Genomic DNA, 14,630 nt, shown 5'->3' on the forward strand with positions numbered 1-14,630 from the left:
GCCTCTCCCGGGGGGCTCGGTTTGGAGTTGGAGTCGGCCCCCCCCCCCCCCCCCCCCCCCCCCCCAAAGGCTGTGCCGTCTGATTTACAGGGACGACTGCGACACCCTGACTAGACATGATTTGTATTCCGTGTCCCGTGCGCCCGTGAGTGCGGATGCACTGAGGCGAGGCTCTCAGTGGCAAACCGCTAACGCGCCGCTTGGGAGGCGGCGGTGCTTCGGTGCTTAGCTGTGCCGATGACTCCCTTGCTGATCGCCTTGGCCGGTCTCCTCGGCGCCGTCACGGGCGCTCTCGTCACAAGGTGGTCAGCGCACGGAGTCGAGCGAAAGCGGCAGGCATTCCAGCTTGAGCAAGACGCTAGAAGCGAGCGGGCACAGGCCATGCGGAGTGCACGCGTCCTCGATTCCGCGTTGATGGAGGCCCTAGCGCTCCTCAATTTTTCGGTCAGGAAGAACAAACGGTTGTGGCCGGATAACCTCGCCGTCCCCGATACTTCCATTTGGATTGAACTGCGTGGCGACATCGCTGCCATCCTCGACCCGAAACCATGGCTCAGGGTGCATATGGGCTTCCGCACCGTGAACGATCTGCGCATCATGGAGGGGAGCTACCGGGCGCTTGGCTATGACGAAACGAAGGACCTCCCGTCGGGCGCCTTGGAAGTCGCTGAGCCCGCGCACCGCCTCATCGAAATGGCGCGCGAGGCTCTGCACCCGGTGGCATACCCAGACCACATCCGCCTCCCCGCAGGGCACCCGATGCTGGCCCTCCTAGCCGAGCAGGAAGCATCAAAATCCACACTAGGCAACGCTGCACCGTCGCCCGCGCCCAAAAGATGGTTCCAGTTCCAGCGGGGGCGCAGGTGAGCACAGGAAGGGCTCTGACCAGGGCGTTCACCCAGTTCAAACCTAAGCACCGGAACGTGGGGCAAGTCGGCGAGTCCCCCCTGCGCCTCGGAGCTGACCGCGCTGCTGTACGCGCACGTAGTGATCTTCGGCACCGCGCCAGCCGGTCGTCTCGTCCGTGGTGTGCGTGACGGTGGGCGGCTGAGCAGCTCTGTTTACGGACGAGTATGGGCGGCTGCTCGCGCGGCGGTATTCACGCCTGAGGTGATTGCTGGTCCACTCGGCAACGACCGTACGACCTCCGTCACGCGGCCGTGTCGACATGGCTCAACAACGACGTGGAACCCACCCAGGTCGCGAAGTGGGCCGGACACAGCCTGGCTGCGCTCCTGCGCGTCTACGCCAAGTGCCGATCAGGCGGAGAGGTGACGGCCCTCCAGAAGCTCGAACGCGCCCACAGCAGGACCTGAGAGGGCCTGCGCCCGCAATGCGCCCGTGGATTGACCTGCAAACCCGGCTACAGCCGTACACAGCCGGATAACACAAGATCGGCCCGGTGACCTGTTCTTACTGGTCACCGGGCCGATCTTGCTGGTGTGGCGAGTGAGGGATTCGAACCCCCGAAGGCTGTGCCGTCTGATTTACAGTCAGATCCCTTTGGCCGCTCGGGCAACTCGCCGTGACCGGGTGTCCCCGGCCGAGACGAAAGAATACCCAATGCCGTGGCGGGCCGGTCAACCGGGTTCCGCAGGGCTAGGGTGGAAGCTCCTGACAAGCGAGTACGAGGTGTGAGAACACGTGGCGGATCCCTCTTTCGACGTGGTGAGCAAGGTCGATCGCCAGGAGGTGGACAACGCCCTGAACCAGGCCAGCAAGGAACTCGGTACGCGGTTCGACTTCCGGGGTACCGGGACCAAGATCGACTGGTCCGGCGAGGAAGCGATCACGATCGAGTCCGAGACCGAGGAGCGGGCGCTGGCGGCGGTCGAGGTCTTCAAGGAGAAGCTGATCAAGCGCGGCATCTCCCTCAAGGCCTTCGAGGCGGACGAGCCGGCGCTGTCCGGCAAGATCTACAAGGTCGGCGGCAAGATCCTGCAGGGGATCGCGTCGGACAAGGCGAAGCAGATCGCCAAGTTCATCCGCGACGAAGGCCCCAAGGGTGTCCAGGCGCAGATCCAGGGCGACCAGCTGCGGGTGTCCGGCAAGAAGAAGGACCAGCTGCAGGACGTGATCGCCTTGCTGAAGGGCAAGGATTTCGAGATCGCGCTGCAGTTCACGAACTACCGCTGATCCGGTGCCGACCGCGGGTACTCGTGGGAAGTATCCGCGGTCGGCACGGACAGCACGTTTTCGGACAGAGCCGACGGAACGAACGGCCACTCATCCGATCGTTCATCTACGAGCCTGCCGTCGGGCAGGTAGGCGAGCTTCGGGATTCCCCGCATCAAGGCGACGTCGAATTCCCAAGCTGTCCACGGGGTCTTCCCATAGGTGACACTGACCACAGCGACGAAAACCGATGCACGCGCCAGTTCGCGTTGAACGGCATCAGCCCGATCGCCCCCTGACGCCGCCCAGTCGAGGTCATCCACGTAGACGTCAGCGTCCCCGGCCAGTCGAGCACGGAGCGCCTCCAGCTGCTCCAGCGAGTTGTCGGCGCGAGAGTAGCTCACGAACACGTTCATGGGTGGCCTCCCGGACCGGTCCCGAGAAGCCCGAACGCGTACGCTGCCAGCGCCGCTCCGACCATCACCGCGAGGATCAGGTAATAGATCATCGAGGAGTTGAAGACGGCTCGGAGCCAGCTCACCCCGGTCACCTTTTGAATGTGGTCGTAGCCCTCCGCGCAGCGCTCGGCACGCCGGTTCCAGATGTCTTTCATGAGCACCCGAAGCCGTCTTTGGTAGTAGAAGCTGAACGCGTCGGCGACCCAGAAGGCCGCGATGACCATGAAGCCCGCGACGAAAACTGCCGGATTCAGCTTCCTCTCACTGAAGGTGGCGACCAGAATCCCCGCGGGGACGAGCACCGTCGCGCACAGCTTCTTGAGTTCGAAACAAGAGTCGGCCGCCTTCAAAGTGGCCGCGTGCAGCTGGTCCAGCTGCTCCTTGTCCAGCGCGTCGGCGGTCGGCCCCTCGGGCTTCGCTTCCGCCGCTCGCACTTCACGGCCCGCTCGGACGATCGAGATCACGGTCGCCGCTCGTCCCACCACAGCGCCAAGTCTGCCTCAAGACGGCGGCACTCTCCAAGGTCTACGACGCGGTGATCGTCCAGGTCCCGTCGCCTTCCAGCGACACGAAGGCCGGGCCGGACACGGGCACGCTGCCCTTGTAATCGCCGAGCTGGTTCACGGGGAGCTCCGCGTAGTCGCCGCTGCGCACCCACACCGCCGTGTTCCCGTTGCCCTTGGTGGTGACGGCGACCGTCGAGACGGCGTCCGGCACGGAGAAGACCGCGTCGCGCTTGCCCGAGAGCGGTTTGCCCGGCTGCAGTACGGGCAGGCCGCGTTCGTCGGTGATGGTCAGCGTCCAGGCGGCGTTGGCCTTGACGGTGAACGTCTTCGCCTGGTGGTCGGGCATGTCGTTGATCCATTGCGTGCCCTTGTACGGGCCGACGTCGTTGACGATCAGCTCGTTCTCGGTGTTGACCGCGACGTGCCCGGAACATTTCGGGCAGTCGAAGGTCACGAAGCCGATGCGCATCGGCCAGGCCATGGGGACCGACGCGTTTCCCTTGCCCGAGTGCTTCTCCTCCGGCTGCGGGCCGGGCCGCGGGGTGGTGGTGGACGTCGGCGGCGGGGTCGCCGAAGGTGTGCGCAGTCCTTCCGGAGCGGCCGCCTGCGGGACGACACGGCCCAGGTTCGGCGGCGAGCAGGCCGCCAGTCCGATGGTCAGCAGCGCGGCACTCAACGCCGCGCCCATGCGCCTGATCACGTAATTCCCCCAGTCGAACCCGTCATCGGATCTTCGTCGGCCGATAGCCCAGCGTTACCGGACCACCCGGCCGAGCGATTCAGGACACTCGGACGTGGGTTTCCGCCGCGACGCCTTCGAGAGAGTCCTAAAGGGACAAATGCCCGTGTTGTAATCCGGCGATCGCGTTCGAGGAAGGTCACGATGAAGCGCCGTTTCAGCACCGCACTCGCCTTCGCGCTGTCACTCACGGTGATCGCGTCCCTGTTCACCTCCGCGCAGGCCGCGGAACGGCAACAGCTCGTGCCCGGCTACGGCTCGTACCCGCGGCTCATCCGCCTGGAACACTCCTCCATCGGCCGCGGCCGCATCCTGGCGTCGCTGACCAGCGAAGACGCGAGCGGCAAGTTCACGCCGATCATGGAGAGCACCGACGAGGGCCAGACCTTCCGCAAGGTCGGCGAGGTCCGCGACCGGGACGGCCGCCGCGGCATGTGTTGCGGGACGCTGTACGAGCTGCCGCAGCGGGTCGGCAGGCTTCGCGCGGGCACCCTGCTGTGGGCCGCGAGCTACCGGCAGGACGCCGGGCCGCAGCGGCGGATCGGCATCAAGATCTGGTCCAGCCGTGACGCCGGCCGCACCTGGTCCTTCCTTTCCGAGGCCGCCCGCTCGCACAACCACGACGGCATCTGGGAGCCGGAGTTCACCGTCGACGCGGGCGGCACACTGTGGCTGCACTACGCCGACGAGACCGAGGCGCCGCAGTTCGCGCAGGTGATGAACCGGGTCGCCTCCACCGACGGGGTGAACTGGGGCACCAAGCAGCGCACGATGGCCATCCCACCCCATCGGGTGCGGCCGGGGATGCCGATCATCCGCCGGCTCCCCGACGGCCGGTACTACCTGGCCTACGAGATCTGCAACTACCGCGACCGCTACTGCGACCCGTACTTCAAGATCTCCTCCGACGGCGCCAACTGGGGCGACCCCCTCGACCCCGGCACCCGCGTCACCACCGCCAACGGCAACTACTTCCAGCACGCCCAGACGATCACGCTGTTCCCCGGCGGCCCGAACGGGGTGCGGCTGGTGATGGTCGGGCAGATCTACACCGACGCGGCCGGTGTCCCGCAGGGCGAGAACGGCAAGGTCCTGCTCGCCAACGACGATTTCGGCGCCGGGCACTGGTACGAGCTGCCGGCGCCGGTGCACATCACCGGGATCCACAACAACTTCTGCCCCAACTACAGCTCGACGCTGCTGCCGGTCGACGGTGGAAAGAATGTGTTGCAGATCTCCACCGAGTACAACCTCGGCTGCAAGGCGTATTTCGCGAAGGGACCGGCGTTCTGAGCCACCCGGTAGTGTGAGGCCGAGCGATCGGCTACGAAGCGGGGGCATCGCATGAAGGGCATCGTGCTGGCCGGGGGCAGTGGGACGCGTCTGCATCCCATCACCCAGGCGATCTCGAAACAGCTGCTACCGGTCTACGACAAACCGATGATCTACTACCCGATCTCGGTGCTGATGTTCGCCGGGATCCGCGAGATCCTGATCATCTCGACCCCCGTCGACCTGCCGCATTTCCGCCGGTTGCTCGGCGACGGCAGCCAGTTCGGGCTCAGCTTCAGCTACGCCGAACAGGCCGCCCCCAACGGGCTGGCCGAGGCGTTCGTCATCGGCGCGGACTTCGTCGGCGATGACGACGTCGCGCTTGTGCTCGGCGACAACATCTTCTACGGCCAGGGGTTCTCCAGCAGGCTCCAGGCCGCGGCGACCGCGCTCGACGGTTGCGTGCTGTTCGGCTACCCGGTCAAGGACCCGCAGCGCTACGGCGTCGGCGAGATCGACGCCGACGGCAAGCTCCTTTCCATCGAGGAGAAACCCGAGAAGCCGAAGTCGAACAAGGCCATCACCGGCCTGTACTTCTACGACAACCAGGTGATCGAGATCGCCCGCGACCTCAAGCCCTCCCCTCGCGGTGAGCTGGAGATCACGGACGTCAACCTCACCTACCTGCGGCAGGATCGCGCGACCCTGATCGATCTCGGGCGCGGATTCGCCTGGCTCGACACCGGAACGCACGACTCGCTGCTGGAGGCGGGCCAGTTCGTGCAGGTCCTCGAGCACCGGACGGGCGTCCGGATCGCCTGCCTGGAGGAGGTCGCGCTGCGAATGGGCTTCATCGACGCGGACCAGTGCTACGCGCTCGGCGCCAAGCTGGCGAAGTCCGGCTACGGCGAATATCTGATGAACGTCGCGCGCACCCAGGGCGCTACCGGCTGAACAAATGCTCCCGCAGGGTGTCTCCGGTGTAGTCGGTCCGGAAGACACCCCGTTCCCGCAGATGCGGGACGACGTCGTCGACGAACGCGTCCAGCCCGCCAGGGGTCAGATGCGGCACCAGCACGAATCCGTCGGCGGCGTCGCTCTGGACGTATTCGTCGATCGACTCCGCGACCTGCCGGGCGGTGCCGACGAACTGCTGGCGCGCGGTCACCTCGATGACCAGTTCGCGGATCGAGAGCTTCTTCTCCTCCGCGATCGCGCGCCATTTCGCGGCCACGGCCAGCGGATCCTTCTCGTGCCGGACGCGACCCCAGGTCAGCGGTTCGGCGTCGGGATCCGGGTCGACCTCGGGGAGCGGACCGTCGGCGTCGTAGGCGGACAGGTCGCGGCTCCACACCTGTTCGAGGAACTGGATCGCGGTGGCCGGGCGCACCTGCTGGTAGCGGATCTCGCGGGCGTACTCGTGCGCGTCCTCCTCGGTGTCGCCGAGGACGAAGGTCGCGGCGGGCATGATCAGCAGCTCGCCGGGCTCACGGCCGTACGCGGGCAGCCGTCGCTTGACGTCGGCGAAGAACTCCCTGCCGCTCTCCAGTGAACCGTGGCGGCTGAAGATGACGTCGGCGGTCTTGGCCGCGAACTCCCTGCCCTCGTCGGAATCGCCTGCCTGGATGACGATCGGCTGCCCCTGTGGGGTCCTCGGGACGGTGAACTCGCCGCGGATGTCGAACTGCGGTCCACTGTGGACAAAGCGCTCGATGCCCCGCGCGAAGACGCCGTTCTCCTTGTCCCCCACCAACGCGTCGGACGCCCAGCTGTCCCAGAGTTCCCGCACGGTCGCGAGGAACTCTTCGGCGCGACGGTAGCGGTCCTCGCGTTTCAGGAAGCCGCCGCGGCGGAAGTTCTGTCCCGTCCACGCGTCCGGTGAGGTGACGACGTTCCACGCGGCACGACCGCCGGAGAGGTGGTCGATGCTCGCGACCTGCCGCGCGACCTCGTACGGCTCGTTGAAGGTCGAGGACAGCGTGCCCGCGAGGCCGAGCCGGGTGGTGACCGCGGAGAGCGCGGCCAGCACGGTGGTGGTGTTCGGCCGCCCGACGACGTCGGAGTCGAGGATCTGGCCGGCGTGTTCGCGCAGACGCAGACCCTCGGCGAGGAACAGGAAGTCGAACTTGCCCCGCTCGGCCGTGCGCGCGAGATGCTCGAAGGACGAAAAGTCGATTTGGCTACCCGAACGCGGGTCGCTCCACACGGTCGTGTTGTTGACGCCGGGGAAATGTGCGGCGAGTTTGACCTGTTTGGGCATCTGTCACGCCTCCGCGTACTGGTTGGCGGCGACCCCGAGGCCGAGATGGTCGCGCAGGGTGGTGCCGGTGTAGGCCTGCCGGAACGCGCCCGCGGCTCGAAGTGCGGGGACGGTCTCGGCGGTGAAGAGCGCCAGGTCGTCGGGTAGGACAGCGGGCCGGATGTGGAAGCCGTCGAGTCCGTTGGACGCCGCGAGGCGTGGCAGTTCGGTGGCGAGGTCGGTGGGAGTGCCGGTGAAGCTCAGGCTGTGCGGGAAGGGCGCGTAGGCCTCCAGCGCGCGACGGCGGTCTAGGGCGGCCTGCTCGGTTTCGGCGAGCACGATCGACAGGCCGGCGAGAAGTTTGGCGTCGGGGAAACGCTCGCGGACGCCGCGGATCTCGTCGATCAGGACGACGTCGGCGCCATGCGCGTAGGGCGAGTCGCCGTACACCGCGACGACCGGGTGGCCTTGGGGCGGACGCGGCGTGATCGAAGGTCCCTTGATGCTGAAGAAGCGGCCTTCGAAATCGACGTAGTGCAGTTTCTCGCGGCCGATGAAGCGGCCGGTCGGCTCGTCGCGGATGATCGCGCCGTCCTCCCAGCTGTCCCAGAGTCGCGCGATGACGTCGACGACCTCGGCGTTCTCCGCTTCGGCGTCCGCCTCGGACGGCAGGGTGCGCCTCCCGAAGTGCGCGACCTCGGCTTCGGTGCGCGAAGGCACCGCGAGGACGCCTGCGCGGCCGCGGCTCGCGAAGTCGAGCGAAGCGACGGCCGTCGAGATGTGGAACGGCTCGGTGTGCGTGGTGGTGACCGTCGGGACGAGGCCGATCCCGCTGGTCACGGGGGCTATCGCGGCGAAGGTGAGCAACGCGTCCAGTCGGCCTCGGACGACCTCTTCGCCTCCGGACTGGAGCGCGAGGGTGTCGTCGAGGGTGACGAAGTCGAGCGAAGCCGCTTCGGCGAGCTTCGCGTGAGCCAGGTAGTGGGCGGCGGTGAACAAGGCGGCCGGTCGGACGTCGGAAACCCGCCAGGCGGCCGGATGCTGCCCGGCCCCGTCGAGCGCGACCCCGAGGTGCAACTGCTGTGCGGAACCCATGCCCGGGGAACCCCCGCGCGCACCCCTCGATTCCCCCTCCCACGAGGTGGGAACCGGATCGCGTTTAGCCCGCTAACTGCGCTCCGGGGCCGACTTGCGTTTCGCCCCCTAATCGCGATCTGGGGGGCGGAGCGCGTTTAGCGGGCTAATCGCGATCCGGGTGATGCGTCGCGTTTAGCGGGCTAAACGCGCTCTGGCAGGGGTCGCGTTTAGGGGGCTAAACGCGCTCTGGCGGGGCGTCGCGTTTCGCCCCCTAATCGCGATCCCGAGGGGCGTCGCGTTTCGCCCCCTAAACGCGATCCGCCTGGTCAGAAGGGGCGCCGGGCCATCTCTTCGAGGCGCCGGATGCGTTCGTCCATCGGCGGGTGGGTCGAGAAGAGCTTCGAGAGGCCCTCGCCCGGCCGGAACGGGTTCGCGATCATGAGGTGCGACTGCGACACCAGCTTCGGCTCCGGAACGAGCGGCGCCGCGCGGGTTCCCCTGTCGAGTTTCCGCAGCGCGGAAGCAAGGCCGAGCGGGTCGCCGGTGAGTTCCGCGCCCGACGCGTCGGCCTGGAATTCCCGCGAGCGGCTCACCCCGAGCTTCACGATGGCGGCCGCGATCGGCCCGATCAGCACCAGGAGCAGCCCGACGAAGGGGCTGTCGCCGTCTTCGCGGTTGCTGCCGCCGAAGATGCTCGTGAACATCGCGATGTTGGCGATCACGCTGATCACGCTCGCCAGCGCCCCCGCGACGCAGGAGATGAGGATGTCGCGGTTGTAGACATGCGACAGTTCGTGCCCGAGCACGGCCCGCAGTTCGCGCTCGTCGAGCAGGCCGAGGATGCCGGTGGTGCAGCACACCGCCGCGTGGCGGGGGCTGCGGCCGGTGGCGAAGGCGTTCGGGGCCTGGGTGGGGCTGATGTAGAGCCGCGGCATCGGCTGACGCGCCGTGGTCGCCAGCTCCCGCACGATCCGGTACATCGCCGGCTGCTCGGCCTCCGAAACCGCCCGCGCGCGCATGGCCCGCAGAGCCAGTTTGCCGGAGTTGAAGTAGGCGTACGCGTTCATCCCGAGCGCCACCAGCAGGCCGATGACCAGCGCACCCCGCCCGAAGAAGCCGCTGATGCCGACGATGAGCGCGGACAGCACGCCGAGCAGGACGACGGTCTTCAGCCCGTTCTGGTGTTTGTGCACGACGTCCCGCTCCTTCCTTCTCCGGGGATTGGGGGTTACTCATCGGAAACAACGCGATCGGGGGACGCGAAGTTCCTTCGCGTGCCCGGTTCGCGGGTTATCGTCGAACCCCGGAGCGATCATGGGGAGGCGCCTGTGCGAGGACCCGAACTGAGCCGCCGAGCCCTGTTCACGCTGGCCGCGGCCGGCGTTTCCACGGTCGCCCTCGCCCCGGCGGCCCGAGCGGAGAAAGTACTTCTCGTCGAGGTCGGGGGCACTCCGGAGGCGATCGCGGTGAATTCCGTCACCGGCTTCGCGTACGTCTCGGACCCCTCCACCGGCACGATCGTGGTGCTCGATTCACGCAGCGGCACCGTCGGCGACGTGATCCCGGTGGGCGGCGAGCCCGCCGGGCTGGCCGTGGACACGGCGACCAACCGGGTCTTCGCCGCGAACCCGCCCGGCGGGACCGTCCTCGTCATCGACGGCCGGACCAACGACGTCGTCAGTGTGGTGCCTGCCGGCCCTGGAGCGTCCAGTGTCGACATCGACGAGCGGGCGAACCGCATCTACGCGGTCTCCGCGCTCACCGGGACGCTCGCCGTCCTCGACGGCGTCGGCTGCCGCCTGCTGGACCTCGCCCCCGGGCCCACGCGAGGGCTGTCGTCGACAGCGGTCGACAGCGGCCGCAAGCTCGCGTACTGCACCAGCACGGACACGGACTCGCTGGAGGTCTTCGACATCGGCGCGGGGAAGTTCATCGGCGGTATCCCGGTCGGCAAGTCGCCGACCGGGGTCGCCGTGCACAGCGCGTCCGGGACGGTGTTCGTCGCGAATTCGGCGATCCATCATCTGTCCGTCGTGGATCCGGGCGTACGCAAGGAGAAGGCGACCGTGCTGTTGCGCTCGGAGTCTTCGTCGGTGGCGGTCCACGAAGGATCGAACACGGTGTACTCCAACGGGGGACCGAACGGCATCGCCAGGATCGACGGGGTGACGAGCCTGCTCACCGGCGACCTGTCACTCGGCGTGAACCCCGGCGCGGTCGCGATCGACCAGCGCACCAAAACGGTGTACGTGGCGGATCCCTTGCGCGGCAGGGTTTCCTTGATCAGGGACTTCTGAGTACCTGTACCGAAATGGCGGGTTCGCGTGATCGGGCGGACGTCACGCGTGACTGAGTGGACGGCACGCGTGATCGGGTGGACGGCAACCTCACCACGCACGTGGCCGGAGCGGGCATGATGGCGGGGTGAGCGAGTACGAACTGCGTGGCGGGCTGCAACCGGACGTGTCGGCGGTGGCCGCGGTACTGGCGCATCACGGTGTCGAAGGCCCCGACGGCAAGGCGCCCGGCGAGGCGCTGGTCTTCGCCGTGTCCGGCGGGATCGGGGCGGGCTACATCCTGTGGGACTTCGCGCACGAGACGATGTCGACCATCGTGTTCGGTTTCCGCGCGCGCTGGCAGTACCCGCACGAATGGCTCAAGTCCACAGTGGACCGTCTCGGGCTCGGCGCCGACTTCCACACCACCGGCGGCAAACGTGCCGCCGCGAAACGGCTCACCGCCGACCTCGAAGCGGGGCGGCCGGTGCTCGTGCTGCCCGACCGTGAGTCGCTCGGCTACTGGCATCTGCCGCCGGAGCTGTCCGGCGGTGGCGGCCACTTCGTCGTCGCGTACGGCGAAGAGGACGGCCGCGTGCTCGTCAACGACCGGAATCTCGCCCGGCTGACGGTCGACCGGAAGACGTTCGACGCCGCGCGCGGCCGTGTCGGCTCGTACAAGAACCTGCTCGCGACGATCCGGCCCGGCGAGGTCCCGGACTGGCGGACGGCCGTGCGCGACGGGCTCACGGACTGCGTGCGGAACCTCTCGGCGCCGTCGAAATCGTTCTCGCTGCCCGCGTGGGAGCGCTGGGCGAAGGCGATGACCGACGAACGCGATCCCAAGGGCTGGCCGCGTGCGTTCGGCGAGCGGCGCGGGCTCGTCGGGGCGCTGTTCAACGTCTGGGAGAGCGTCACCCCGGCCGGGATGGAGGGCGGGCATCTGCGCGGGCTGTTCGCCGACGCGCTCACCGAGGCCGCCGTCCTGCTCGAACTCCCCGCGCTGGCCGAACAGGCGCCGACCTGGCGCGGGATCGCCGAACGGTGGGCCGAACTGGCCGAGACGGCGGTTCCCGCGTCGAACGCGGAGTTCGCCTGGGTGCGCGGGCTGATCAGCACCGTCTCGGCCGGTGTCCGCGAGGGCGACGCTGGGCAGGACGCGGCCGCGGCGGCCGGTGCGGAGCTGTGGAAACTGCGCGCGCACCACAACGACGAGTCGCCGTTCACCGAGGTCGAAGCACGCGAACTGTTCGGCACGATGGGCACGATGATCCGGGACATCCACACCGCCGAGACGGCCGCGATCCGCGAGCTCTCCGAAGCCCTGATGGAGTGAACCGGACCGGTGTCCGTGCGCCGCGCGGCCGGAACACCCCGCGATCGTTGAAGATCCACTTCGTGCACGCACATCCGCTGGGGACGACCAGTGCGCGTCCCGCTCCCGAGATCCAAACCCAGGTCGCGATGCTCGCCCCCCGGCGCGAACACGTGTTCCGCACCAAGGGGCCGGCGTATCTGATCGCGAAACACAACGTCAGCTACCTGCGCAGACTGACTTTCCGCGACAACGCGGTCGAGATGGAGACCGTGGTCGGGCGGATCGGGACCTGTGACGTCGTGGTGAACAGCAGGCTGCGCGACGAACGGGCCGTCTACGCGCGCTGCCGCACCATCTGGGTCGCGTGCACCCTGCCCGAAGGCAGCGTCCGGCGCCTCGACGACGAGGAAAACGAGCGGCTGACGCGGTTCAGCGGGACGATCGACGAGGCTTCCTGATCAGTTTTTAACCGTTTATGCTCCATTTCCCGTAATACCGGAAAACGACTGAGCCGTTCAGCGGCTGATCATGACGGCTTTCGGCCGGTACCTTCGAAAGACCTCTCTCCCCTGCAGAGCTCCCCGGAGGTATTTCATGCCACGGCCGAAGTGTGTCCGCTTTCTCGCGCCCTTGGTCGGCGCGATGCTCTTGACCAGCGGGGTGGCCGTCGCCGCCCCTGACGGCGAAGACCCCCAGTTCATCAGGCTGGCCAGCAGGACCTTCGATCCGCTCAGTCAGCGGACGGCCGCGAGCCAGGACTGGAATGGCGCCTATCTGCTCCAGGTCCGGAGCGCGCTGACCGACGCGCAGCGCGGGCGTTTGCGTTCACTCGGCGTGCGAATCGGGACCTACATTCCCGATTTCGCCTACGTGGTGCGACTGAAGCCGGAGAACCGCGAATCGGTGGCGGATTTGAATTTCGTCCGCTGGCTCGGCGAATACCGGCCTGCCGACAAGATGGAGATCTCGCCGGCCGCGGCGGGCAGTCACCTGGTGACGCTGGTCGAACCGGACGCGCGGGACCAGCGCGCGGTGGCCGAGCGGATCCTGCGGCTCGGCGGTGGCATCGAGGCCATTTCGCAGAGCGGCCAGCACATCGTCGCGAACCTCGGCTCCGGTCAGGCCGCCACCGTGGCGCAGGGGGCCGAGGTGCTCGCGGTCGGCGCGATCACCGCCCCCGAAACCGACATGGCCAACGCCAGGGAGAGCGGGGGCGCGAACTTCATCGAGAGTGTCGGCGGCTACCGCGGCCAGGGTGTGCGCGGTGAGGTGATGGACGGCGGGCTGCGGGTCACCCACCAGGAGTTCAAGGCGCGGCCGACGGTGCTGCACGGCTCGAACTCGACCAGCACCAGCCACGGCACTTCGACGTACGGCCAGATCTTCGCGTCCGGCGTGAGCGCGCCTCAGCGCGGACTGCTGCCCGAGGCCCAAGGCATCTTCGCCACCTACAACAAGCCTGACCGCTACGCGCACACCAAGGAACTGGTCGACCCGGCGGGCAAGTACCGCGCGGTGTTCCAGAGCAACAGCTGGGGCGGCGGGCTGACGACGGCGTACAACTCGGTTTCGGCCGAGCTCGACAAAATCGTCTTCGACCATGACCTGCTGATCTGCCAGTCGCAGAGCAACGCGGGCAGCCAGCAGTCGCGGCCGCAGGCCTGGTCGAAGAACGTGCTTTCGGTCGGCGGGCAGTACCACTACAACACGCTGGGCCGCACCGACGACAAGTGGAACGGCGGCGCCAGCATCGGCCCGGCCGCCGACGGCCGGATCAAACCGGAACTGTCGAACTACTACGACCGGATCGACACGACGTCTTCCGGCAGCGACACCTCGTACACGACGTCGTTCGGCGGCACGAGCGGTGCGACGCCGATCACCTGTGGAAACGCCGGTCTGCTGTTCCAGATGTGGGCCGACGGCGTGTTCGACGGCGGCCCCGGCAAGGGCCGCGACGTCTTCACGAGCCGCCCGCACGCCGCGACCGCGAAGGCGCTGCTGATCAACGGCGCCGACCAGTTCGCGTTCAGCGGCACCTCGCACGACATGACCAGGACACATCAGGGCTGGGGCACCGCGAACGTGCGGTACCTGCACGAACAGGCCAAGGCGAACGGGTGGAAACTGCCGGTGCTGGTCAACGAGACCGATCTGCTGGGCACCGGGCAGTCGAAGAAGTACACGGTCGCGGTGAACGGCACCAAGCAGTTCAAGGCGACGCTGGCCTACACCGACCCGGCCGGCTCGCCGAGCGCGTCGGTCACCAGGGTCAACGACCTGACGCTGAAGGTCACCGCGCCGAACGGGACGGTCTACTACGGCAACAACGGGCTGAAGGCGGGCAACTTCTCGACCGCGGGCGGCTCGCCGAACACCGTCGACACGGTGGAGAACGTCATCCTCGAAAAGCCGGCCGCGGGGACTTGGACGGTGGAGGTCGTGGCGACGCAGGTGAACGCCGACGGTCACCCGGAGACATCGGCGACGGACGCGGATTACGCGTTGGTGGTTTCTTGACGGTGTGAGGAGCGCCGCTGGGCGCTTTGCGGCCAGCGGCGCGATCGGGGTGTGGGGGGTTGCCAGGTAGTGCGGCCGCGGGGGGCGGCAAATGGGGTGGGGTCGGTGGG

The 14,630-nt window shown here is 67.7% G+C and carries 14 protein-coding genes and 1 tRNA gene; 8 read left to right on the forward strand and 7 right to left on the reverse strand.

Annotated elements, in window-relative coordinates; genetic code table 11:
- The first annotated feature begins 237 nt into the window (after positions 1-237).
- Positions 238-867 carry a hypothetical protein gene (locus ACIHAO_RS11690; RefSeq protein ID WP_396556937.1) on the forward strand — a complete coding sequence of 210 codons (630 nt, stop codon included), beginning with the start codon at positions 238-240 and terminating at the stop codon, positions 865-867.
- 576 nt (positions 868-1,443) lie between these two features.
- On the opposite strand, the gene ACIHAO_RS11695 is transcribed toward ACIHAO_RS11690, so the two are convergent.
- Positions 1,444-1,525: transfer RNA gene (locus tag ACIHAO_RS11695), tRNA-Tyr, on the reverse strand.
- A gap of 119 nt (positions 1,526-1,644) precedes the next feature.
- On the opposite strand from ACIHAO_RS11695, the gene ACIHAO_RS11700 reads away from it, so the two are divergent.
- Positions 1,645-2,136, forward strand: a complete 492-nt coding sequence (locus tag ACIHAO_RS11700; RefSeq protein ID WP_396556939.1) for a YajQ family cyclic di-GMP-binding protein — start codon at positions 1,645-1,647, stop codon at positions 2,134-2,136.
- Here ACIHAO_RS11700 and ACIHAO_RS11705 read toward each other — a convergent pair.
- From ACIHAO_RS11705 to ACIHAO_RS11715, 3 genes are read right to left on the reverse strand one after another with little or no spacing between them, the layout of a single operon-like run.
- On the reverse strand, positions 2,127-2,531 hold the full coding sequence (locus ACIHAO_RS11705; protein WP_396556941.1) for a TIR domain-containing protein: 405 nt from the start codon (positions 2,529-2,531) through the stop codon (positions 2,127-2,129). The genes ACIHAO_RS11700 and ACIHAO_RS11705 overlap by 10 nt on opposite strands.
- Positions 2,528-3,058, reverse strand: coding sequence for a hypothetical protein (locus ACIHAO_RS11710; protein ID WP_396556943.1), 531 nt, complete (start codon positions 3,056-3,058; stop codon positions 2,528-2,530). Before ACIHAO_RS11710 ends, ACIHAO_RS11705 begins: the two co-directional genes overlap by 4 nt.
- A 40-nt stretch (positions 3,059-3,098) precedes the next feature.
- Entirely contained in the window at positions 3,099-3,779 is a 681-nt protein-coding gene (locus ACIHAO_RS11715; protein WP_396556945.1) for a hypothetical protein, read from the reverse strand.
- 183 nt (positions 3,780-3,962) lie between these two features.
- Between ACIHAO_RS11715 and ACIHAO_RS11720 the strand changes: the two genes are divergently transcribed.
- On the forward strand, positions 3,963-5,111 hold the full coding sequence (locus ACIHAO_RS11720; protein ID WP_396556947.1) for a sialidase family protein: 1,149 nt from the start codon (positions 3,963-3,965) through the stop codon (positions 5,109-5,111).
- A gap of 51 nt (positions 5,112-5,162) precedes the next feature.
- The gene (gene rfbA, locus ACIHAO_RS11725; protein ID WP_396556949.1) at positions 5,163-6,044 is read left to right on the forward strand and encodes a glucose-1-phosphate thymidylyltransferase RfbA; all 882 of its coding nucleotides are present in this window, start codon (positions 5,163-5,165) and stop codon (positions 6,042-6,044) included.
- On the opposite strand, the gene ACIHAO_RS11730 is transcribed toward rfbA, so the two are convergent.
- The 3 genes from ACIHAO_RS11730 to htpX all read right to left on the reverse strand — a co-directional run bounded on the left by ACIHAO_RS11730 (position 6,034) and on the right by htpX (position 9,599).
- Positions 6,034-7,350, reverse strand: a complete 1,317-nt coding sequence (locus ACIHAO_RS11730; protein ID WP_396556951.1) for an NtaA/DmoA family FMN-dependent monooxygenase — start codon at positions 7,348-7,350, stop codon at positions 6,034-6,036. The two genes, rfbA and ACIHAO_RS11730, sit on opposite strands and share 11 nt — an antisense overlap.
- A 3-nt stretch (positions 7,351-7,353) precedes the next feature.
- The gene (locus ACIHAO_RS11735; RefSeq protein ID WP_396556953.1) at positions 7,354-8,424 is read right to left on the reverse strand and encodes an LLM class flavin-dependent oxidoreductase; all 1,071 of its coding nucleotides are present in this window, start codon (positions 8,422-8,424) and stop codon (positions 7,354-7,356) included.
- Between the two features lie 308 nt (positions 8,425-8,732).
- Positions 8,733-9,599: a zinc metalloprotease HtpX gene (gene htpX / locus ACIHAO_RS11740; protein ID WP_396556955.1), complete on the reverse strand. Its 867-nt coding sequence runs from the start codon at positions 9,597-9,599 to the stop codon at positions 8,733-8,735.
- Positions 9,600-9,734: 135 nt separating this feature from the next.
- Between htpX and ACIHAO_RS11745 the strand changes: the two genes are divergently transcribed.
- The 4 genes from ACIHAO_RS11745 (at position 9,735) to ACIHAO_RS11760 (ending at position 14,520) form a co-directional block, all read left to right on the forward strand.
- Positions 9,735-10,703, forward strand: a complete 969-nt coding sequence (locus tag ACIHAO_RS11745; protein WP_396556957.1) for a YncE family protein — start codon at positions 9,735-9,737, stop codon at positions 10,701-10,703.
- A 127-nt stretch (positions 10,704-10,830) separates the two neighbouring features.
- Complete coding sequence (locus ACIHAO_RS11750; protein WP_396556959.1) at positions 10,831-12,018, forward strand: BtrH N-terminal domain-containing protein; 1,188 nt, start codon at positions 10,831-10,833, stop codon at positions 12,016-12,018.
- 62 nt (positions 12,019-12,080) lie between these two features.
- Positions 12,081-12,458: an acyl-CoA thioesterase gene (locus ACIHAO_RS11755; protein WP_396556961.1), complete on the forward strand. Its 378-nt coding sequence runs from the start codon at positions 12,081-12,083 to the stop codon at positions 12,456-12,458.
- Positions 12,459-12,594: 136 nt separating this feature from the next.
- On the forward strand, positions 12,595-14,520 hold the full coding sequence (locus ACIHAO_RS11760) for a S8 family serine peptidase (RefSeq protein ID WP_396556963.1): 1,926 nt from the start codon (positions 12,595-12,597) through the stop codon (positions 14,518-14,520).
- Positions 14,521-14,630: the final 110 nt, after the last annotated feature.

The sequence above is a fragment of the Amycolatopsis sp. NPDC052450 genome, from assembly GCF_044547565.1.
In the GTDB taxonomy this organism is placed as follows: domain Bacteria; phylum Actinomycetota; class Actinomycetes; order Mycobacteriales; family Pseudonocardiaceae; genus Amycolatopsis.